This is a genomic window from Streptomyces pyxinicus, assembly GCF_024753135.1.
Lineage (GTDB): Bacteria > Actinomycetota > Actinomycetes > Streptomycetales > Streptomycetaceae > Streptomyces > Streptomyces pyxinicus.
On the sequence record NZ_JANUGP010000002.1, the window covers coordinates 392,582 to 412,216 of the forward strand.

Here is a 19,635-nt window from a genome sequence, read left to right on the forward strand (position 1 = left end):
ATCGAGCCTCGCAGCAGGGCGGCCACGCCCTCCGGGCGCGGGTCGGCGGGCTTGGTGGCCTCCGGGCTGGGGGTGGGCAGCGGTAGCCCCGGCCCGGCCCCGGGCGGTCAGGTCCATGGGGCCGCGAGGGCGTGCGGCAGCGCTGTCACGGCCTGGGAGCCGTCGGCGTCCGTCCGCTGCCGCCGCGCACCAGAGAACCCGGAGACCCGGACTCGGGCGGTCAGGCCAACCGCGCCGCGAGCTGCCGTAGGAGCGCCGTCACGCCCTCGGGACCGGCCACGACCAGGTCGGCTCGGGTGGCCAGTTCGGGGACCTCGGTGCTGCCGCTGCAGACCAGGAGGCCGGGGATGCCGTCGGAGCGGAGTTTGTCCACGGCGGCGAAGGCGGGGAGGTCGCCGAGGTCGTCGCCGGCGTAGAGGACGGACTCGGCGCCGGTCTCGCGGACGTACTCGGCGAGGGCCACGCCCTTGTCCATGCCCGGCGGGCGCAGCTCCAGCACCATCCGGCCGGGCTCCACGATCAGGCCGTGCCGGGTGGCGAGGTCGGCGAGGGGGGCGCGCAGCGCCTCGTACGCCGCCTGCGGGTCCTCGGCGCGGCGGGTGTGGACGGCGACGGCGCGGCCCTTCTCCTCGATCCAGGTGCCCTGCCAGGCGTCCACCCGGTCCAGCAGGCCCGGCAGCTCGGCGCGGACGGCGGCGACGCCGGGGTGCGGGGCGGGGGCGGTGACGGTGCCGGTGGCCGCGTCCCAGCGCTCGGCGCCGTAGTGGCCGAGGACGGTGAGGTGGTCGAGGCCGGGGACGCCGGCGAAACCGCCGTAGCGGACGGCGACGCCCGCCGGGCGTCCGGTGATCACGGCGACGTGCGCGATCCGGGGCGCGAGGGCGGTGAGCGCGGGCACCGCGTCCGGGTGGGCGCGGGCCTGCTCGGGGTCGGCGACGATGGGGGCGAGAGTGCCGTCGAAGTCCAGCCCGACCACCGCCGTACGGGGTCTGGCCAGCAGCGCGGCGAGTCCGTCCCGCCCGGCCTGCGTGACGGGGGTCGGCAGAGGGTCCATCGGGTTCGGCGTAGGGGTGCCCATGGATCGACCCTATCCGCGGGGGGCCTGGTCCACTCCTCGGCTCCTCAAAGCTCCTCAGCGTTCGTGTCTGCGGTCGTCCCGGACCCGGCGCAGGCGGTTGACGGTGACCGGGTCGTGCCTGAGGGCTCGCTCGTCGTCGAGGAGGGCGTTGAGGAGTTGGTAGTAGCGGACCGGGGAGAGGTTCAGCTCCTCCCGGATCGCCCGCTCCTTGGCGCCGGGGCCGGGGAAGGACCGGCGTTCCAGTGCGAGCACGGCCAGTTCGCGGGGGGCGAGTTCCATGCGGGCACCGTAACGCCGGGGTCGGACACCGGGCTCAGTTGGCGGCGCTGCTGTCGGCCGCCGTCGCCGTGGCCTGGAGGCGGGTCAGGACGCCGGAGGGGCTGCCGCCGGGGGCGACGGCCTGGCCGATGTCCTTCTTCACGGCCGCGCTGACCGAGGCCCAGGAGGTCTTGCCGACCGGGTACAGCTCGGAGGTGGGCAGCTGCTCCAGGAAGGGGTGCAGGGTCTCGTCGGCCTTGGCGTCCGACGCGGTCATGGTGTTGGAGGCCGAGCCGGTGACCGGCAGCAACCCGTACTCGCGGGAGAAGTCCAGGACGTTCTTCTGGCTGTAGACGAAGTCGAGGAAGTCGCCGACCTGGTCGGCGTGGCCGCCCTGCTTGAAGGCCATCATCCAGTCGGCGACGCCCATCGAGGCCCTGGCCGTGCCCTCGCGGCCCGGCATCGGGACCATGCCGAACTTCACGCCCTTCTTGGCGGCCTGCTGGATCAGCGTGGGGTGCCCGTTCAGCATGCCGACCTGCCCGTCCGCGAAGGCGGCGAAGGCGTCCGCGCGGTTGAGCTTGCCGGGCGCGACCGGACCGGTCAGGCCCTTGCCGACCAGGTCGTCCTTGAGCCAGGTGAAGGTGTCGACGTTCTGGGTGGAGTCGATGGTGTAGGTGCCGACGTCGTCGGTGTAGCCGGTGCCGGTGCTGGCGCCGCTGAGCATCCACTGCATGGTCTCGGCCTGCGCCTCCTCCGGGCCGAGCGGCAGCGCGTAGGGGAACTTCACGCCCTTGTCCTTGAGCGCCTTGGCGTCGGCGGCCAGGTCGTCCCAGGTGGTGGGCGGGGTGATGCCGGCCTTCGCGAAGAGCGTCTTGTTGTAGAAGAGGACGCGGGTGGAGGCGGCGAAGGGTATGCCGTACTGGACGTGCTTCCACTGCCCGGCGTCGGAGAGCTGGGAGAGGAGGTCGGCCTGGGTACGGATGGAGAGCAGCTCGGAGGCGGGGTAGAGCTTGCCGGCCGCCGCGTAGTCGGCGTAGGCGCCGATCTGCGCGAGGTCCGGGGCGTCGCCGGCGTCGACCATCGCCTTGACCTTGCTGTCGACGTCGTTCCAGGAGTAGACGCTGACCTCGACCTTCACGCCCGGGTGCTTCGCCTCGTACTCCTCGACCAGGCCGTCCCAGTACTTCTTGGAGCTGTCGTCGCGCGAGTCGCCGTAGTCCGCGGCGACGAGTCTGAGGGTCACGTCGGAGGAGCCCGAGCCCCCGCAGCCGCCGAGGGTCGCCGTCATGCCCAGTGCGGACACCACCGCGATCGTTCCTGCCGTACGCCGACGCACCGTCAAAGCCCCAACCCTGCTGTCTGACCGTTCTTCCTGTGGACGCATAAGGTCTACACCACGTGAGTGGACTAGACCTCTCCCGGGTGCGGGGGTCACACTAGGACCCGTGGTGAGACATGTCATCGCCCTCGACGTGGGCGGTACCGGGATGAAGGCCGCCCTCGTCGGCGAGGACGGCGCCCTGCTGTACCGCGCCCGCCGGGCCACCGGCCGCGAACGCGGACCCGACGCGGTGGTCGAGGGCATCCTCGACTTCGCCGCCGAGCTGCGCGCGCACGGCGTCGACCACCTGGGCGAGCCGGCCGCCGCGGCCGGCATCGCGGTCCCGGGCATCGTCGACGAGACGCACGGCACCGCCGTCTACGCGGCCAACCTCGGCTGGAAGGACGTACCGCTGCGCGCCCTGCTCGCCGAGCGGCTCGGGGTGCCGGTCGCCCTCGGCCACGACGTGCGCACCGGCGGCCTGGCCGAGGGCCGGATCGGCGCGGGCAAGGGCGCCGACCGCTTCCTGTTCGTGCCGCTCGGCACCGGGATCGCCGGTGCCATCGGCATCGACGGCCGGGTGGAGTCGGGCGCGCACGGCTTCGCGGGCGAGATCGGCCACATCGTCGTACGGCCCGGCGGGGCGCCCTGCCCCTGCGGGCAGTACGGCTGCCTGGAGCGGTACGCCTCCGCGTCCGCCGTCAGCGAGGCGTGGGCCGCGGCCTCGGACGACCCGGAGGCGGACGCGGCCGACTGCGCGCGGGCCGTCGCGGCCGGCGACCCGGAGGCCGCCCGGATCTGGCAGGGCGCGGTGGACGCGCTCGCCGACGGGCTGGTCACCGCGCTCACCCTGCTGGACCCGCGCACCCTGATCATCGGTGGCGGCCTGGCCGAGGCGGGGGAAGTGTTGTTCCGACCCCTGCGGGACGCCGTCCGGCACCGGGTCACGTTCCAGAAGGTGCCGTCGATCGTCCCGGCGGCACTCGGCGACACGGCGGGCTGCCTGGGCGCGGGGCTGCTCGCGCGGGACCTGCTCGGCTCCACCGGCCTCGGCCTCGACTCCGACCCTGGCCTCGACCCCGACTCCGACCCCACCGATCCCCCGGAGGTAACCGCCTGATGGCTCCCAGCTTGGTTCTCGCAGGTGCGCGGGTGGTACTGCCCGGCGGAGTGGTGGACGGCGGGCGCGTGGCCGTCGAGGGTACGGGGATCGTGGCCGAGGCCGCTCAAGACGCGCAGGTTATCGACGTGACCGGCCACTGGCTGGTCCCCGGCTTCGTCGACATCCACAACCACGGCGGCGGCGGGGCCTCCTTCTCCGGCACCCCCGAGCAGATCCTCACCGCGATCCGCACGCACCGGCTGCACGGCACCACCACCCTGGTGGCCTCCACCGTCACCGACGAGATGGACCTGCTGGTGCGCCAGGCCGGTCTGCTGAGCGAGCTGGCCGAGCAGGGGGACATCGCCGGCATCCACTTCGAGGGGCCGTTCATCTCCCCGTGCCGCAAGGGCGCGCACTCCGAGGCGCTGCTGCGCGACCCCGACCCGGCCGAGGTCCGCAAGCTGATCGACGCGGCGCGGGGCCGGGCGAAGATGGTGACGCTCGCGACCGAGCTGCCGGGCGGCGTCGACTCGGTGCGGCTGCTGGCCGAGCACGGGGTGATCGCGGCGATCGGCCACACGGACGCGACGTACGAGCAGACGGTGGAGGCGATCGACGCCGGTGCCACGGTCGCCACGCACCTGTTCAACGCGATGCCCACGCTGGGCCACCGCGCCCCGGGGCCCATCGCCGCCCTGCTGGAGGACGAGCGGGTCACGGTGGAGCTGATCAACGACGGCACGCATCTGCACCCGGCCGCGCTGGAGCTGGCGTTCCATCACGCGGGCGCGGAGCGGGTGGCGTTCATCACCGACGCGATGGACGCGGCCGGCATCGGCGACGGCCGCTACATGCTGGGCCCGCTGGAGGTCGAGGTCAGCGAGGGGGTGGCCCGGCTGGTGGAGGGCGGCTCGATCGCGGGCTCGACGCTGACGCTGGACCGCGCGTTCCAGCGGGCGGTGACGGTGGACGGGCTGTCGGTGCCGGACGCGGTGACGGCCCTCTCCGTCAACCCGGCCCGCCTGCTGGGCCTGTCGGACCGGATCGGCTCGCTGGAGCCCGGCAAGGACGCGGACCTGGTGCTGCTGGACGCGGACTTCGGCATCAAGGGCGTGCTGCGCCGGGGCGAGTGGGTGCTAGCTCCCCAACTGCCCTGATCTGTCTGCCTCTTCCTCCGTCGGCGGCCGGACCCGGACTGGGCCGGCCGCCGTCCGTTTGGCATGATCGTGGCCCCGGAAACCGATGCAGGCGCAGGGACTTCGAGGGAGGTCGGCCCGGGTGATCCTCACGGTCACACTGAACACCGCTCTTGACCTCACCTATCGCGTACGGTCGCTGCGGCCCGACACCTCGCACCGGGTCACGGACGTCCTGGAACGGCCGGGCGGCAAGGGCGTGAACGTGGCGCGGGTGCTGGCGGCACTGGGCCACGAGGTGACGGTCACGGGCCTCGCGGGCGGCGCGACGGGCGACCTGGTCCGCGCCCACCTCGCGCGGACACCCCGCCTGACGGACGCGCTGACCCCCATCACCGGCCCGACCCGGCGCACGATAGCGGTGGTCTCGGAACTCTCGGGCGACACGACCCAGTTGAACGAGCCGGGTCCGCAGGTCTCCCCCTCGGAGTGGGCCGCGTTCCTCGCCCGCTACGACGAACTCCTGCCCGGCGCCTCGGCGGTGGCCCTGTGCGGGAGCCTGCCGCCGGGGGTGCCGGTGGGCGCGTACGCGGGCCTGGTCCGCGCCGCTCGCACGGCCGGGGTGCCGGTCCTCCTCGACACCAGCGGCGAGCCGCTGCGCCGAGGGGTGGCCGCCCGCCCCGACATCATCAAGCCCAACGCCGACGAGCTGGCCGAACTCACCGGCTCCCACGACCCGTTGCGCGCGACGCGGGACGCCCGCCGCCGGGGCGCCCACTGCGTGGTCGCCTCCCTGGGCCCGCGGGGCCTCCTGGCGGACACCCCCGAGGGCCGCTGGCGAGCCACCCCACCCACCCTCCTGCACGGCAACCCCACCGGCGCCGGCGACTCAGCGGTGGCCGGCCTCCTCTCCGCCCTGACCGAACAACTCCCCTGGCCGACCCGCCTGTCCCGGGCGGTGGCGCTGTCGGCGGCGACGGTACGGGCCGCGACCGCGGGGGAGTTCGACAGGGGGGTGTACGAGGAGGTGCTGGGGCGGGTGGTGGTTACGGGGGAGGTCAGTGCGGCGTAGGAGCCGCGCGGGTCAGCTGTTGACCCAGCCCTTCACCAGCCACAGGCGGTCCACCAGGGCGTCGCACTGGTTGCCCTGGCCGCAGGAGAGGGAGACGGTGTTCCGGCCCTTCTTGAGCTGGAGCCAGTTGTACGTCTTCGTCCAGCCCTTCTCGTAGTCGCCCGAGGTGGCGTGGCTCCAGTTCTTGAACTTCACGGGATTCGTGGACGGGGTGTTGTTGACCACGAGGGTCGCGTCGCCGTCCTTGCCCGGAACGCTGTAGCCCACGTACACGCTGTACTTGCCGGCCTCGGGGATGCCGTCGAAGGTCCAGGTGATCGAGGAGCCGACGTTGTTCAGGCCCGTCACATAGCTGCCGTCACCGGACTGGGCGCCCTTGACGTCCGTGGCCTTCGTGGCGCCGCCCGCCAGCTGGACCGCGCCGTCCGTCGCGTCGACCTTCGGCAGGTCGCCCGTGGCCGCGCCGCTCCCCGAAGGGCTCGGCTCGCCGGTCTCGGACTGGGACTGGGTCGGGTCGGCCGTGTTGGCGGAGTTGTCGTCGTCCGAGTTGCCGTTGAGCATGGCGACGCCGATGCCGATGACGACCGCGGCGACCACCGCGATGGCGCCGATCAGGAGGCCCTTGGTGTTGGGGCCCCGGCGGGCGGGGGCCGGGGGGCGGCCGGGGGGCGGGGTGCCGCCGGGCAGCGTCTCCGGTGCCTGGTAGTGGGCGTTCGGCTGGCCGTAGCCGCCCTGCTGCTGCGGGACGTGGGGCGGCGCCTGCTGCTGGCTGTACTGGCGCTCGCCGACCGCCCGCACCCTGTTGACCGAGCCCGGGTAGCCGTAACCGCCGGACGGCGGCTGGGCCCCTCTGGCCTGGCCGTCCGCGTACAGGTAGCCGAACGGGTCGTCGTCCTCGGGCGTGCTCGCGCCGTTGTCGCCGGGCGTCATCCCTTGGTACTCCTCAACAGGTGCGGGTGTGGGGGTGTACGGAATGGCGAGCCTACCCGGTTCCGTCGGCCCAAACGGGTGACCCGGACCGCATCACTTCGCTGACCTGCGCCTCATCCCGCGCGACGATGTTGTTTGGGACGAGATCGTTTCTCGACGTACATCCGCTCGTCGGCGGATTTCAACACCTCGTCCGCCGTCATCCCGCAGTGCGCCCACCCGATGCCGAAGCTCGCGCCCACCCGCACCGCCCGCCCCTCGGCCCGGATCGGCTGGATGATCTCGTTGCGCAGCCGTACGGCGAGGTCCTGGGCGTCGGCCTGCCCCAGCCCGTCGGCGAGGATCACGAACTCGTCGCCGCCCAGCCGGGCCACCGTGTCGCCGTCCCGCACCCCGCGCGACAGCCGCCGGGCCACCTCGATCAGCACCGCGTCACCCGCGTTGTGCCCGAACCGGTCGTTGATCGACTTGAAGCCGTCCAGGTCGCAGAAGAGCACCGCGAGCCCCTTGGCCCCGTCGTCGCGGTCGTCCTCGGGGGCGGCGGTGTGCACGTGGTGGTCGTACCCGTCGTACGCCTCCGCGCCCGGCGCGAAGTCGAAGCCGTGGCCGCCGGGGAGGTCGTACGCGGGGTGGCCGTAGGCCGCGTCCAGGGAGCCCAGCGCGCCGGCGTGCGCCGGGCGCCCGCACAGCCGGGCCGACAGGCGGGCGCGCAGCTCGGCGGAGTTCGGCAGCCCGGTCAGCGAGTCGTGGGAGGCGCGGTGGGCGAGCTGCAGCTCGCGCCGCTTGCGCTCCTCTATGTCCTCGACGTGGGTGAGCAGGAAGCGCGGTCCGTCGGCCGCGTCCGCGACGACCGAGTTGCGCAGGGACACCCACACGTAGCTGCCGTCCCGGCGGGCGAGGCGCAGCTCGGCGCGCCCGCCCTCCGCCGAGGTCCGCAGCAGCGTGCCGATGTCCTCGGGGTGCACCAGGTCGGAGAAGGAGTAGCGGCGCATCGCGGCGGCGGGGCGGTTCAGCAGCCGGCACAGGGCGTCGTTGGTGCGCAGGATGCGGCCGTGCTGGTCGCCGCCCATCTCGGCGATGGCCATGCCGGAGGGGGCGTACTCGAAGGCCTGCCGGAAGCTCTCCTCGCTGGCCCGCAGCGCCTGCTGCTCGCGTTCCAGGCGGACCAGGGCGCGCTGCATGTTGGAGCGCAGCCGGGCGTTGCTGATCGCGATGGCGGCCTGGAACGCGTACATCTGGAGGGCCTCGCGGCCCCAGGCGCCCGGCCGGCGGCCGTTGCGCGGCCGGTCGACGGATATGACGCCGAGCAGCTCGCCGGAGGACGTCCCGCCCTGGAGGCCCGGGCTGTACATCGGCGCGAAGAGCCGGTCGGAGGGGTGCCACTCGTCCTCGAAGCGGGGCGCGGGGCCGTCGGTGAACCACTGCGGGACGTCGTCGTCGTCCAGCACCCAGCCCTCGGTGTGCGGTATGAACACGAGGTCGCCCCAGCGCTCGCCCATGTTCAGCCGCCGGTCCCAGGACGCCCGGGAGCCGGCCCGGCCGGTGATCAGGGCCTCGGCGGCGGGGTTCCCGGAGAAGGCGGCGACGACGAGGTCCCCGTCGGGCCGTACGAGGTTCACGCACGCCAGTTCGTATCCGAGGGCGCTGACGGCGCCGTCGGCGACGGTCTGGAGGGTGTCCGCGAGGCTGCGTGCCGTGTTCATGTCGGCCATGACCTGGTGCAGCTGTCGCAGGGACGCAAGACGGACATACGGCTCCGACTCGGTCTCCATGCTCGCCCTCCCCCCGAGACCTCGGCGCGAATCAAGGGTTGTGCCCGGCGCTTCTTCGCGGTGGCTCTTCCGGTCTGTCGCGGCTTCCCCGCCACTGAATCACAGCGCGCTGCCCACTCGGTACACAGGGTCAACAATTCCTGCCCCTTGTGACTCAAGTCACAGGCGAACATGAACAATTCAGTGAAGCTTCTGCATTTCGCCGGTGCGTTCCCGACCGCGGGACGTGTGGCCGTGCCCGCTTGCCGACCGCGGCGGATCGGCCGCTGGACCTAGGTCCCGGCTCCTCCGCGGGCCCGATGCGGGCCGCCGGGGCGGAGACTAGCGTTTCCGGCGTGCTGAACACCGCCTCTTCCACCACCCTCGCCGGTTCCGGGCATGCTGAGGGGGTGAGCGACGACGAGTTCCGGGCCGCGCTGTCCCGGCTGGCGGCGGGCGTGGTCCTGGTGACCGCGCAGGAACCCCCGCTGGACCCCGACGACCCCGGGGCTCCCGGTGTCGAGGACGTCGGCATGACGGCGACCGCGTTCATGTCGGTCTCGCTGGAGCCGCCGCTCGTCATGGTCAGCCTGCGCACCGGCTCCCGCATGGACGACCTGCTCGACGAGCAGCCGCTGTGGGCGGTGTCGGTCCTCGCCGAGAGCCAGCGGCACATCGCGGGCCGCTTCGCGATGAAGGGCCGCATCAGCGACCGGCTGCTCTTCGAGGACATCGCCCGCACGCGCGGCACCGCGACGGGCGCCCCGCTGGTGGGCGGCGCGCTCGCCACCCTGGAGTGCCGCACCGAGCAGCGGGTCACGGCGGGCGACCACACCCTCGTCATCGGCCGCGTGCTGACGGCCGCGGTACCGAGCACCGAGGGCGGCCCACTGCTGTACTTCCGGGGCAGGTACCGGCCGCTGGGCTGAGCACGGGCGCCCGCCGGGCCGAGCCCCGGGCCGCTGGGCTGAGCACGGGCCGCGGGCTGAGCACGGGCCGCGGGCTGAGCACGGGCCGCGGGCTGAGCACGGGCCGCGCCCGCGTGTTCGGTGGCCGCCGGGGCCGTCCGCCGCATACCCGGGGGCCGTCCGCCGCATATCCGGTAACCGTCCGCCGCATATCCGGTGGCCGCCGGCGGCCGTCCTCCCTAGGGTGACCCGATGCCGCCACGCCTGGACGAGATCACCCCCGCGAACCTCGACACGGCCCTCGCCGTCCGGGTCCGCTCCGACCAGGAGCACGCCGTCGCACCGGTCGCGAACTCCCTCGCGGAGGCGTACGTCCACCCGCCCGGCGTCGCCTGGCCCAGGCTGATCGTGGACGGGGACCGCGCGGTCGGCTTCCTGATGGCGTTCCTGGACATCGACTGGTACGGCGACGGCAGTGCCCGCCGCTCCGGGCTGTGGCGCCTCAACATCGCCGCCGGACGACAGGGCCGGGGCTACGGCCGGTTCGCCGTGGACCGCGTCGAAGAGGAGATCCGGCGCCGCGGCGGCACCCGGCTGTACGTCACCTGGCATCCCGGCCCGGACGGCCCCGAGGAGTTCTACCGCCGGCTCGGCTTCCGCGAGAACGGCGAGACGAGCGGCGGACAGACGGTGGCCGTAAGGGAGTGGTGACCGGTCCGGCCGGTCACGTCAGGCGAACGGCCCCTCCAGTGTGAAGCGACGGAGCTGGCGGGCGAAGGTCTCGGCCTCGCCCGGGGGCCACGCGGACAGGCTCGCCATGATGTGGGCGGCCAGCCGGGTGCGCAGCTCGGCCACGGCCTGCCGGCCCGGCTCGGTGAGCACCAGCAGCTGGGCGCGCCGGTCGGCGGGGTCGGGTTCGCGCCGGACGAGACCGGCGCCCTCCAGCCGGGAGGCCCGGCGCGTCACGCCGGAACGGTCGAGGCCCACCTCGGGCGCCAGGTCGGCCGCGCTGCAGGGGCCGTTCCGGGCGATCGCGCTGAGCACGGGGTAGGTCAGTTCGTCCACCGCCTCGCCCATGTCCTCGGTCAGCGTCTGATGCAGCCGGGTGCGGGTGGTGCGCCGCAGGAGCACGCCCAGCGCGTCCGCGATCTCCTGCCCGGCGTCCTTCTCGGTCTCCGATGACTCCACGGGTGACTCCCTAGATGACTTCACCCCCGAAGAATAGCGTGCGCTGCGCACGCAACTGGTGCTACAGTCAAGGCGAAGCGTGCGCGGCGCACGCATCTCGGATTCCGAGGAAGGAACCTGCCATGACCCGCACCGGCATCGAGGCCGCCCTGACCGACCTGCTCTTCAACGACGAGCTGACCCTCCAGGAGGCCGCCGACCGCCACTTCGCCCCGGAGTACCGCCAGCGCACGGACGGCGAGTGGGCCGACCGCGGCGAGTTCCTCGACCACATCGCCCACCTGCGCACCCTCGTCGCCGGCGGACACGTCGAGGTGCACGAGGAGCTGTACGACGGCAGCCGGTACGCCGACCGGCACACCGCCCACGTCACCAAGAAGGACGGCACGACCGTGCGGATGGAGGTGTACGTCTTCGCCGACCTGACGGCCGACGGCCGCTTCCGCCGCATCGAGGAGACCACCCTGATGCTCCAGGGCTCCAGCACGGACCGCGACCTGGGCAGCGCCCGCTGACCTCTCCGCCGCCTAGTCCCAGCTCCGCCCCGTACGTCCCCGCTTGGTGTCGGAGCGCTGCTTCTTCTCGCGCAGCCGGCGTTCGTTGATGCCGCGCGGGATGCGGGTGGGGCGGCGGGGCTTGGGCGGGGGCGCGGTGGCCTCGGCGAGCAGCGCGGCGAGGCGTACGGCGGCAGCCTCGCGGTTGCGCCACTGGGAGCGGTGCTCGGAGGCGCGCACGGTGACGACGCCGTCGGCGAGCCGCCCGGACAGCCGCGCCAGCGCCCGCTCCTTCCACACCGGAGGCAGCGCCTCGGTCCCCGCCAGGTCGAAGCGCAGCTCCACCTGGGAGTCGCTGGTGTTGACGTGCTGTCCGCCAGGCCCCGACGACCGCGAGAAACGCCACATCAGCTCGGCCTCGGGGAGCGAGACCGAGCCGCGGATGAGATAGGGCCCGGACATGCCCTCCATGTTCCCGGCCACGCCCCCGGCACGTCACCCGGTTTTCGAGGACTCGGGTAAAAAAGGTAAAGGGAGCCGGAACCATGGGGACCCCCCTCGACGTTGTGCGGGGTGACGGTAGCTTCAGCTTCGTCGGCATACACGTGCGGGGACATCCAAGCGTGCAGGGAAATCTAAGGAAGGGACTCCCAACATGGCTGTAAGCCTGTCCAAGGGTGGCAACGTCTCGCTCACCAAGGAGGCTCCGGGCCTGACGGCCGTCACCGTGGGCCTCGGCTGGGACGTCCGCACCACCACCGGCACGGACTTCGACCTGGACGCCTCCGCGATCGCGGTCAACGGCCAGGGCAAGGTCTACTCGGACGCGCACTTCGTCTTCTTCAACAACAAGCAGACCCCGGACAACACGATCGTCCACACCGGTGACAACCGCACCGGCGAGGGCGCGGGTGACGACGAGGCGATCAACGTCGACCTGGCCGGCCTCCCCGCCGACATCGAGAAGATCGTCTTCCCGGTCTCCATCTACGACGCCGAGAACCGCGGCCAGAACTTCGGCCAGGTCCGCAACGCCTACATCCGCATCGTCAACCAGGCGGGCGGCGCCGAGATCGCGCGCTACGACCTGTCCGAGGACGCCGCCACCGAAACCGCCATGGTCTTCGGCGAGCTGTACCGCAACGGCGCGGAGTGGAAGTTCCGCGCCGTCGGCCAGGGCTACGCCTCGGGCCTGGTCGGCATCGCCCAGGACTTCGGCGTCAACGTCTGACGGTCCTTCGGTGCCGGTACCGACGCCGGTACCGGCCCCGAGTGACCGGGGCGCCGTACACCGGCCCCCGGCCGTGCCGCGTCGCACGGCCGGGGTCCCCGGCTGTTCAGGGGCGGTCCGGCCGGCCGTCGCCGTACAGCCAGTGCTTCCAGATCCCGGTGAAGTCCGTGCCGGGGGCGCGCTTCTCGACGTACGCGGTGAAGTCGGCGGTGCTCGCGCCGCCGTGCCGGTGGGCGGCGGCCCAGCCGCGCAGCAGGGCCTTGAAGGCGCGGTCGCCGGTCTGCTGCCGGATCTTGTGCAGCACCATCGCGCCGCGCTCGTAGACGGGCCGGTCGGAGACGTGCGCGGCGCCGTCCGGCCGGGCCGGCGGGAAGGCCCAGAGGGCATCGTCGTCACGGTCGTCGTAGAGACCGGTGAAGATCTGCTGGGCGCTCCGGCCGCCGTGCTCCTCCTGGTACAGCCAGTCCGCGTAGGTGGCGAATCCCTCGTTGAGCCACATGTCCCGCCAGCTCCTCGGCGTGACCGAGTCGCCGTACCACTGATGGGCGAGTTCGTGGACGAGGGTGCCGGTCTCGGGGGCGCCGGGGAAGACGGGCCGGTTCTGCGTCTCCAGGGCGTAGCCCGCGTCACCGGGGCGGTCCACGATCACGCCGGCCGAGGAGAAGGGGTAGGGGCCGAAGGTCCGCTCCTCCCAGGCGAGGATCTCCGGCAGCCTGGCCAGCACCCCGGCGCTCGCCTTCGCCTGCTCCGGGTCCACGGCGGTGAGCAGCGGCAGCCCGTGCGGGCCCGTGCTCCGGGTGATGGTGTAGTGGCCGATCGCGAGCGTGGCGAGGTAGCTCGCCATCGGCTCGGCGGTGCGCCAGTGGTAGGTGGTGCGGCCGTCGTGGTCGTCGCTGCCGGTCAACTCGCCGTTGGAGACGGCCTGGAGCCCCTTCGGGACGGTGACGGCGAGGTCGTAGGACGCCTTGTCCGAGGGGTGGTCGTTGCCGGGGAACCAGGCCATGGAGCCGACGGGTTCGCCGAGGGCGAGGGCGCCGTCGGCGGTGGGCAGCCAGCCCTCCTCGGAGCCGTCGGGGTCGGTGAGGGTGCGCGGGGCGCCCGCGTAGCGGACGGTCGTGCGGAAGACGGCGCCCTTGCCGAGATCGTCGTGGGGGCGGACGGTCAGCTCCTGGCCGGTCCGGCTGACCAGGGCGTCCTTGCCGTCGACGGTGACCGAGTCGACGCGCAGTCCGGCGAGGTCCAGGTCGAAGGCGGACAGGTCGGCGGTGGCGCGGGCGGTGATGACGGCCGTACCGGTGAGCCGGCGGCCGGCCGGGGCGTAGCCGAGGGTGAGGGCGTAGTGCGTGACGTCGTAGCCGCCGTTGCCCGCCTTCGGGAAGAAGGGGTCACGCACGCCGGAGCCGCCGGGGACGCCGTGCACACCACCGTCGCATGCGCTGACGGTCAGGGCCAGGGCGAGCAGGGCGGCGCCGAGGGGGACGAGGCGCGCGGGTACGGGTACGAGGCGCGCGGGTACGGGTACGAATCCGGGCACGTCGGCGATCCTAGGCTTCCCCGGCCCACCGGGGCCGGGACACGGAGCCGGGCGTGACACCATCTGAGCGTGCTCGACATCGGCTACGCCCTCTCCAACCGGTTTCCGGACCCCCCGCAGACCGACTACCGCCGCGCGGACATCCACGCGCTGCGGCACGACCTGTTCAGCGGTGACGTCTACCTCGCGGACACCGAGACGGACCGGGAGCTGTCCACAGCCTGGGGATGGGTGCCGGTGCTGGACTTCGCGTGGGCGCTGTGCGACATCGCCGAGCAGTTGGACCGGGACCCGCTGGGCTCCCGCGCCGCCAAGCCGCAGCGGGCCGAGCTGGACTTCACCGAGTCGACCGACCGCATGCTCTTCGAGCGCCGCTTCGGCTGGGTCGAGATCGGCTCCGACTGGACCCCCGCCGAGGAACCCCCGCTGAGCTTCTCGCACGCCGAACTGCGCCGCGAGGCCCGCGACTTCCTGCACGACCTGCTCGCGGACCTCACCGACCTGCACGACGACCTCGCCGAGAACCCGGCGATCTGGACGCTCCAGGCCCGCTTCCCCCGCCTGCCCTGAGCGCCGCCCGGCCTCACTCCACCCGGATCCCCAGCTCGGCCGCCAGCGCCGGCGCCAGGTCGAGCAGCTGCCCGGTGCTGATCACCGCCCCGGACAGCCGGTCGAGGCCGCGCGCGACCTCCAGAGGGACGGCCCCGCGCAGGTCCACATCCTTCAGGGTGGCGTTGCCGAAGTCGGCCCCCCTCAGGGCACAGTCGACGAACTCCACCCGCTCCAGGCGCGCCCCCGAGAAGTCCGGCTCGACCAGCACACAGGACTCGAAGACCACGTCTCTCAGCCGGGCCTCGCGGAAGTTGAGGAAGTCCAGCTTGCCTCCCCGGACCACGACCCGCTCCAGCACCGAGCCGTGCAGCTGGGTGCCGCCCAGGCGGGCCTCGACCAGCTCGACGTCCCGCAAGGTGGCCTCGGCGAGCCGGGTGCCGACCCCGCGCAGCCCGGTCAGCACCGAGTCCAGCACCCGGGCCCGGCCCAGCGCCGTCTCGTCCACCGCGCAGCCCGTCAGCGCGCAGTCCATGAACCGGGCGCCCGCGCCGTCCTGCCCGGCCAGGTCCAGGTCCCGGAACTCCACCCCGTCGTAGTCACCGTCCGGCTCCAGCTCCCCGCCGGTCCACGGCTCCAGGGCCGGCAGCCGCACCTCCGGCCGCCGCGCCGCCTTCACCGCGGGCCGGACCGCCGGCCCGCCACTCACGCCACTCACCGCTCTCCTCGCCATGCCCCCATGCTGCACCTCGCCACTGACAGTCCCCGCCCTCCGCATCACGGGGGGGGCACCCATGCACGCCGTACGACTGCCCGCCTTCGGCCCCGCCGAGAACCTGACCCACGAGGAGGCCCCGGCCCCGCGCCGGCCACTCCAGCCGTCAGTGCCGTCCCGACACCCGGTCGGCCACCCGGGCCAGCCGCGAAGAGCGCAGGTCCGGGCGCAGGCGCTCGCGCCGGTCGGCGGTGCGGTACGTGGCGTACATGCCCTGCACCCCGAGCCAGCGCAGCGGCTCCGGCTCCCACTTGCGCACCCGGTGGTCCACCCAGGGCAGGTCCGTCAGCGCGGTCCGGCCGCCCTGCCCGGAGTCCTGCCGTACCAGGTCCCGCAGCGTCCGCGCGGCCAGGTTCGCGGTCGCGACGCCGGAGCCGACGTAGCCGCCGGCCCAGCCGAGCCCCGTCCCACGGTCCAGGGTCACCGTCGCGCACCAGTCCCGGGGCACCCCGAGGACACCGGACCAGGCGTGCTCCACCCGCACCCCGGCCAGCGCCGGGAAGAACCGGGTCAGCACCTCCCGGAGCGCCTCCACGGTCGCCGCCTGGGTACGGCCGTCGTTGTCGGTCCGCGAGCCGAAGCGGTACGGCACCCCGCGCCCGCCGAGCGCGATCCGGCCGTCCGCCGTGCGCTGCGCGTACATGTAGGCGTGCGCCATGTCGCCCAGCGTCTCCCGGCCCGCCCAGCCAATCGCCGCCCACTGCGCTTCCGTCAGCGGCTCGGTCGCGATCATCGAGGAGTTCATCGGCAGCCAGGTCCGCCGCTGCCCCTTCAGCGAGGCCGTGAAGCCCTCGGTGCAGCGCAGCACGTAGGGGGCGCGGACGGTGCCGTAGGGGGTGACGGCGTGCTTCGGCCGGATCTGCGTCACCGGCGTCGACTCGTGGATGGTCACCCCCAGCGCCGCCACGATCGCCGCGAGCCCCTTGACCAGCTTCACCGGGTGCACCCGCGCCCCGTGCGGCGTCCAGGCGGAGCCCACCGCGTACGCCACCCGGATCCGCTCCGCCGTCTCCCGCGCGCCGAACAGCTCCCGGTCCTGCTCGCCGTACGACACCTCGTGCTCGTGGAAGGCCCGCAGCCGCGCCCACTGCGCCGGCGTCGTCGCCACCTCCAGCACACCGCCCTTGTGCACGTCGGCGTCGATGCCCTCGGCCGCCGCGACCGTGATCACCTCGTCCACGGTGTCGTTCATCGCCCGCTGCAACCGCACGGCCGCCTCCCGGCCGCGCAGCTTCGCGTACCGGTCCCGGCCGGCGACGCCGTTGTACAGCCAGCCGCCGTTGCGCCCCGAGGCGCCGTACCCGCAGAACTTCTGCTCCAGCACCGTGATCCGCAGGAACGGAGACGATTTCTTCAGGTAGTACGCCGTCCACAGACCGGTGTAACCGCCGCCGACGATCACCACGTCCGCCGTCGCGTCCCCCGACAGCGGCTCCCGCACCGCCGGCAGACCGTCGTCCGCGTACCAGAAGGAGACCCCGCCATTCACGGCACCGCTCGCCCAACTGCTCATGGGCCGGACGTTAACCCCTCAGGGTGGCCAGTGTCTCCTTCGGATTCCATGCTTTTCCGCGCCCCCTGACCAGCGGAAAACAGGCCAGCCCGCTCAGCACCGCCACGAAATGCCCGAAGTCCGTGAAGGTCGGCCCCTCCGTCAGCGGCAGCCCGAACGCCACGAGCACCGCCGCCAGATAGCCGTACCGCCACGGCACCGCGACCCGGTAACCGAGCACCGCGATCACCCCGGCCAACGCGTAACTCACCCCGATGTCCAGGGTGTTCACGGCAGCCGGCGGCGCCACACCGTCCCGGATCGCCATCAGCAGCACCCCCTCGCTGATCAGCGACGCCAGCACGTGCGCCGACGCGCACACCACCAGCCACCGCGCGGTCCCGAGCCATCGCTCCGCCGGCGCGTGGAACACCGAGTACAGGAACGCGTACGGCACCCAGTGCCCGCTCTCGATCCACATCGCGCTCGCCACCAGCACCCGCACCGGCGTCCGCGACAACTCGCTGATGTTGGTCGACCTGCGCCGCAGGAAGTACGCCTCGAACTCCGGCGACATGCGGTGCAGCGCCACCGTCGTGACGAACAGGACCCCCAGCCACACATACGTGCCGGGAGCACCGCGGACATACGCCCACACCACGCCCAAACCCCGGAATTTTCCCATGCCCCGATTCACGCACGCCGCTACCGTCCCGCCCGTGATCGACATTCCCCCCGAACTGGCCGAGGCCCAGCGGAGGCACAACGGAACCACGGGCGAGGCCTTCGTCAGGTCCCTCCCCCACCTCGCCGCCGACTTCCTGAACCGCTGGCACCTCACCCTTGACGGCCCCCAGATGCACGGCGTCAGCGCCCTCGTCCTCCCGGTCACCCGCACCGACGGCGCCCGTGCCGTCCTCAAACTCCATCTGCCCGACGAGGAGACCCGGGCCGAACCGGTCGCCCTGCGCACCTGGAACGGCGACGGCGCCGTACTCCTCCTCGACCACGACCCGGACACCGGCACCCTGTTGCTGGAACACTTGAGACGCCTGGGCGAGACCCGTCCCCTCACCCACACGCCCGACACCCGCACCTCGACGCTGGTCATCGCCCGCCTCCTGGCCCGCCTCACCTCCCACCCCGCCCCACCCGGCCTGCGCAGCCTCGGCGACATCGCCCCCGCCCTGCTCGACCGAACCCCCCGGGCCCTCGCCCACGCTCCCGACCCCGAGACGCGCCGGACCCTCACCGACTGCGCCGCCGCACTCCGCGAGATCGCCTACGACGACCCCGGCGACCGCCTCCTGCACGGGGACCTCCACTCCGGGAACGTCCTCGCCGCCGACCGCGCCGACTGGCTCGCCATCGACCCCAAGCCGCTCGCCGGCGACCCCGGCTTCGACCTCTGGCCCGCCCTCGCCAACCGCTTCGAGCCCACCGAGGTCCGCTGGCGCTTCGACGCCCTCACCGACACCCTCGCCCTGGACCGCCCCCGAGCCCGCACCTGGACCCTCGCCCGCCTCCTCCAGAACGCCCTCTGGGACCTGGAGTCCGGCCGCCCGGTCGAGCCACGGCACCTGGAGATCGCCCGCAGGCTGGCATGAGAAAGCGCGGGCGGGAGGAGCCCACCCGAGCGATCGGCATCGCCTCCCGTCCTGCGGTCGGTCACGGGCAACCCCCAAGGCGCTTTCGCCCTCTTCCCGGTCGGCCGAGCGGTCGGCGGGCCGGACCAGCCCAGCCGTTCGCAGGGAAATGGGGGGAACGTTGTTCCGCAACGCGGTGCGGGCGCTGAGCGCCACGGGCCTTGTCATCGTGGGCTCGCTGGGAGCGGCGGCCGGAGCATCGGCCACCGGGACGGACCCGGCGCGGGCGGGCGGCACGTCCGGCGCCGTCCGCCTGGAGTACTTCACGGCCCAGCACAGGCTTCTGGAAGCGGGCGACCCGCTCTGGTTCAGCGTCCGGGGGATGCGGCCGGGGTGGGACAGGGTCGAGGTCACTTCCCCGGCACTCCAGGAGCCGATCACCCTGGTCCCGGCGGAGCACGGCTCGGCGCGGTCCGCCCAGGTGGACGCCCCGGGGACGGACCACCGCGTCCGCTCCGGCCTGCGCGCGGGCACCTACCCGGTCACCGCGACCAGCCACGGCCGTACCGTCGCCACCGCACGGCTCAAGGTCGCCGCCGAGGGCTCCGCCGACATCGGCCGGTTCGTCATCGGCCCGGCGGACGCCGTCCCCGGCGGTGACACCCCCGCCTCCGTACGGCCCGGCAGTGACGTCCGGCTGGTCCTCACCGACCTGAGGGCGGCGGACCGGGAACACTCCCTGACCGTCACCTCGCCCGTCTTCGACCACCCGGTGACCATCCGGACCGACAGCCCGGACGACCCCGGCTGCAAGTGCGACGACGGCGGCACGGTCTACGCCGGCCACGCCCGCCTGCGGGCCGACGTGCCGCACGGCCGCTACCCGCTGACCGTGATCAGCCACCACGGCCGGCAGACCACCCGGCAGCACGTCACCGTCGCGGGCGACCCGGTCGCCCACGGCCCCTCCCCGGCGGCCATCGGCGCCCTCGCGGCCGCAGCGGTGGCTCTGGTCACGGGCGGCGGCGTGCTCGCGCTCCGCCGCCGTCGCCGCGCACGCGGGTCGACGACCACCGGGTAGCCCGCCGGCGTGGGCGCCAAGAAGGTCGTACATGCGCCCGGTCACCTCGACAAGGTCACGATGGTCGGCTCTCCCTCCAGCCACAACCCGGAGGACCACGCCGACCGCTGCCCGACCTGGCCGGACGCCGCTGTCAGGTCGGG

Annotated in this window: 21 protein-coding genes; 10 read left to right on the plus strand and 11 right to left on the minus strand. The window is 73.3% G+C overall.

The features are described from left to right. Positions 1–220 precede the first annotated feature (220 nt). The 3 genes from otsB to NX794_RS04335 all read right to left on the minus strand — a co-directional run bounded on the left by otsB (position 221) and on the right by NX794_RS04335 (position 2,675). The gene (otsB, locus tag NX794_RS04325) at positions 221–1,054 is read right to left on the minus strand and encodes a trehalose-phosphatase (RefSeq protein ID WP_428985847.1); all 834 of its coding nucleotides are present in this window, start codon (positions 1,052–1,054) and stop codon (positions 221–223) included. 78 nt (positions 1,055–1,132) lie between these two features. Then, positions 1,133–1,357 (minus strand): DUF3263 domain-containing protein, encoded by a 225-nt coding sequence (locus tag NX794_RS04330; protein ID WP_258776788.1) that lies wholly within the window; start codon positions 1,355–1,357, stop codon positions 1,133–1,135. A gap of 34 nt (positions 1,358–1,391) precedes the next feature. Continuing rightward, positions 1,392–2,675, minus strand: coding sequence for an extracellular solute-binding protein (locus NX794_RS04335; protein ID WP_487416671.1), 1,284 nt, complete (start codon positions 2,673–2,675; stop codon positions 1,392–1,394). A 112-nt stretch (positions 2,676–2,787) separates the two neighbouring features. On the opposite strand from NX794_RS04335, the gene NX794_RS04340 reads away from it, so the two are divergent. The 3 genes from NX794_RS04340 to NX794_RS04350 all read left to right on the plus strand — a co-directional run bounded on the left by NX794_RS04340 (position 2,788) and on the right by NX794_RS04350 (position 5,973). After that, the gene (locus tag NX794_RS04340) at positions 2,788–3,780 is read left to right on the plus strand and encodes an ROK family protein (RefSeq protein ID WP_258776978.1); all 993 of its coding nucleotides are present in this window, start codon (positions 2,788–2,790) and stop codon (positions 3,778–3,780) included. Beyond that, entirely contained in the window at positions 3,780–4,922 is a 1,143-nt protein-coding gene (gene nagA, locus NX794_RS04345) for an N-acetylglucosamine-6-phosphate deacetylase (protein ID WP_258776790.1), read from the plus strand. The genes NX794_RS04340 and nagA overlap by 1 nt, the downstream gene beginning before the upstream one ends. Positions 4,923–5,043: 121 nt before the next feature. Continuing rightward, on the plus strand, positions 5,044–5,973 hold the full coding sequence (locus NX794_RS04350) for a 1-phosphofructokinase family hexose kinase (protein ID WP_258776791.1): 930 nt from the start codon (positions 5,044–5,046) through the stop codon (positions 5,971–5,973). A 12-nt stretch (positions 5,974–5,985) separates the two neighbouring features. Here NX794_RS04350 and NX794_RS04355 read toward each other — a convergent pair whose 3' ends face one another. Then, complete coding sequence (locus NX794_RS04355) at positions 5,986–6,903, minus strand: carbohydrate-binding protein (RefSeq protein ID WP_258776792.1); 918 nt, start codon at positions 6,901–6,903, stop codon at positions 5,986–5,988. A 113-nt stretch (positions 6,904–7,016) separates the two neighbouring features. Beyond that, on the minus strand, positions 7,017–8,675 hold the full coding sequence (gene cdgB, locus NX794_RS04360; RefSeq protein WP_258776793.1) for a diguanylate cyclase CdgB: 1,659 nt from the start codon (positions 8,673–8,675) through the stop codon (positions 7,017–7,019). A 335-nt stretch (positions 8,676–9,010) separates the two neighbouring features. Between cdgB and NX794_RS04365 the strand changes: the two genes are divergently transcribed. Both NX794_RS04365 and NX794_RS04370 read left to right on the plus strand, forming a co-directional pair. Then, on the plus strand, positions 9,011–9,583 hold the full coding sequence (locus NX794_RS04365; protein WP_258776795.1) for a flavin reductase family protein: 573 nt from the start codon (positions 9,011–9,013) through the stop codon (positions 9,581–9,583). Positions 9,584–9,814: 231 nt separating this feature from the next. Continuing rightward, entirely contained in the window at positions 9,815–10,273 is a 459-nt protein-coding gene (locus NX794_RS04370) for a GNAT family N-acetyltransferase (RefSeq protein WP_258776796.1), read from the plus strand. Positions 10,274–10,291: 18 nt separating this feature from the next. On the opposite strand, the gene NX794_RS04375 is transcribed toward NX794_RS04370, so the two are convergent. After that, on the minus strand, positions 10,292–10,750 hold the full coding sequence (locus NX794_RS04375) for a MarR family winged helix-turn-helix transcriptional regulator (protein WP_258776797.1): 459 nt from the start codon (positions 10,748–10,750) through the stop codon (positions 10,292–10,294). 122 nt (positions 10,751–10,872) lie between these two features. On the opposite strand from NX794_RS04375, the gene NX794_RS04380 reads away from it, so the two are divergent. Continuing rightward, complete coding sequence (locus NX794_RS04380) at positions 10,873–11,265, plus strand: nuclear transport factor 2 family protein (RefSeq protein WP_258776798.1); 393 nt, start codon at positions 10,873–10,875, stop codon at positions 11,263–11,265. A gap of 12 nt (positions 11,266–11,277) precedes the next feature. Here NX794_RS04380 and arfB read toward each other — a convergent pair whose 3' ends face one another. Next, positions 11,278–11,715, minus strand: a complete 438-nt coding sequence (gene arfB, locus NX794_RS04385; protein ID WP_258776979.1) for an alternative ribosome rescue aminoacyl-tRNA hydrolase ArfB — start codon at positions 11,713–11,715, stop codon at positions 11,278–11,280. Positions 11,716–11,899: 184 nt separating this feature from the next. Between arfB and NX794_RS04390 the strand changes: the two genes are divergently transcribed. Then, positions 11,900–12,475, plus strand: a complete 576-nt coding sequence (locus NX794_RS04390; RefSeq protein ID WP_258776799.1) for a TerD family protein — start codon at positions 11,900–11,902, stop codon at positions 12,473–12,475. Between the two features lie 106 nt (positions 12,476–12,581). Here NX794_RS04390 and NX794_RS04395 read toward each other — a convergent pair whose 3' ends face one another. After that, positions 12,582–13,868 carry a M1 family metallopeptidase gene (locus NX794_RS04395; protein ID WP_428985852.1) on the minus strand — a complete coding sequence of 429 codons (1,287 nt, stop codon included), beginning with the start codon at positions 13,866–13,868 and terminating at the stop codon, positions 12,582–12,584. A gap of 210 nt (positions 13,869–14,078) precedes the next feature. Here NX794_RS04395 and NX794_RS04400 point away from each other — a divergent pair, with 210 nt between their 5' ends. Further along, positions 14,079–14,579, plus strand: coding sequence for a hypothetical protein (locus NX794_RS04400; RefSeq protein WP_258776800.1), 501 nt, complete (start codon positions 14,079–14,081; stop codon positions 14,577–14,579). 13 nt (positions 14,580–14,592) lie between these two features. Here NX794_RS04400 and NX794_RS04405 read toward each other — a convergent pair whose 3' ends face one another. The 3 genes from NX794_RS04405 to NX794_RS04415 all read right to left on the minus strand — a co-directional run bounded on the left by NX794_RS04405 (position 14,593) and on the right by NX794_RS04415 (position 17,510). Then, a complete protein-coding gene (locus tag NX794_RS04405; protein ID WP_258776801.1) occupies positions 14,593–15,291 on the minus strand; it encodes a pentapeptide repeat-containing protein in 699 nt (232 codons plus the stop codon). Between the two features lie 148 nt (positions 15,292–15,439). Further along, complete coding sequence (locus NX794_RS04410; RefSeq protein WP_258776802.1) at positions 15,440–16,846, minus strand: NAD(P)/FAD-dependent oxidoreductase; 1,407 nt, start codon at positions 16,844–16,846, stop codon at positions 15,440–15,442. A 10-nt stretch (positions 16,847–16,856) separates the two neighbouring features. Further along, positions 16,857–17,510, minus strand: coding sequence for a rhomboid-like protein (locus tag NX794_RS04415; protein ID WP_258776804.1), 654 nt, complete (start codon positions 17,508–17,510; stop codon positions 16,857–16,859). Between NX794_RS04415 and NX794_RS04420 the strand changes: the two genes are divergently transcribed. Continuing rightward, positions 17,509–18,432 carry an aminoglycoside phosphotransferase family protein gene (locus NX794_RS04420; RefSeq protein WP_428985848.1) on the plus strand — a complete coding sequence of 308 codons (924 nt, stop codon included), beginning with the start codon at positions 17,509–17,511 and terminating at the stop codon, positions 18,430–18,432. The genes NX794_RS04415 and NX794_RS04420 overlap by 2 nt on opposite strands. Positions 18,433–18,580: 148 nt before the next feature. Next, complete coding sequence (locus NX794_RS04425; RefSeq protein ID WP_258776807.1) at positions 18,581–19,492, plus strand: hypothetical protein; 912 nt, start codon at positions 18,581–18,583, stop codon at positions 19,490–19,492. The last annotated feature ends 143 nt before the right edge of the window (positions 19,493–19,635 follow it).

Excerpts from the sequence above, each read along its gene's own strand:
- cdgB (WP_258776793.1), bottom strand. The coding sequence starts at position 8,675 with ATGGAGACCGAGTCGGAGCCGTATGTCCGTCTTGCGTCCCTGCGACAG.
- NX794_RS04415 (WP_258776804.1), bottom strand. The coding sequence starts at position 17,510 with ATGGGAAAATTCCGGGGTTTGGGCGTGGTGTGGGCGTATGTCCGCGGT.
- NX794_RS04330 (WP_258776788.1), bottom strand. The coding sequence starts at position 1,357 with ATGGAACTCGCCCCCCGCGAACTGGCCGTGCTCGCACTGGAACGCCGG.
- NX794_RS04405 (WP_258776801.1), bottom strand. The coding sequence starts at position 15,291 with ATGGCGAGGAGAGCGGTGAGTGGCGTGAGTGGCGGGCCGGCGGTCCGG.
- arfB (WP_258776979.1), bottom strand. The coding sequence starts at position 11,715 with ATGGAGGGCATGTCCGGGCCCTATCTCATCCGCGGCTCGGTCTCGCTC.
- nagA (WP_258776790.1), top strand. The coding sequence starts at position 3,780 with ATGGCTCCCAGCTTGGTTCTCGCAGGTGCGCGGGTGGTACTGCCCGGC.
- NX794_RS04425 (WP_258776807.1), top strand. The coding sequence starts at position 18,581 with ATGGGGGGAACGTTGTTCCGCAACGCGGTGCGGGCGCTGAGCGCCACG.
- NX794_RS04390 (WP_258776799.1), top strand. The coding sequence starts at position 11,900 with ATGGCTGTAAGCCTGTCCAAGGGTGGCAACGTCTCGCTCACCAAGGAG.
- NX794_RS04420 (WP_428985848.1), top strand. The coding sequence starts at position 17,509 with ATGCCCCGATTCACGCACGCCGCTACCGTCCCGCCCGTGATCGACATT.
- NX794_RS04380 (WP_258776798.1), top strand. The coding sequence starts at position 10,873 with ATGACCCGCACCGGCATCGAGGCCGCCCTGACCGACCTGCTCTTCAAC.
- NX794_RS04410 (WP_258776802.1), bottom strand. The coding sequence starts at position 16,846 with ATGAGCAGTTGGGCGAGCGGTGCCGTGAATGGCGGGGTCTCCTTCTGG.
- NX794_RS04355 (WP_258776792.1), bottom strand. The coding sequence starts at position 6,903 with ATGACGCCCGGCGACAACGGCGCGAGCACGCCCGAGGACGACGACCCG.
- otsB (WP_428985847.1), bottom strand. The coding sequence starts at position 1,054 with ATGGACCCTCTGCCGACCCCCGTCACGCAGGCCGGGCGGGACGGACTC.
- NX794_RS04370 (WP_258776796.1), top strand. The coding sequence starts at position 9,815 with ATGCCGCCACGCCTGGACGAGATCACCCCCGCGAACCTCGACACGGCC.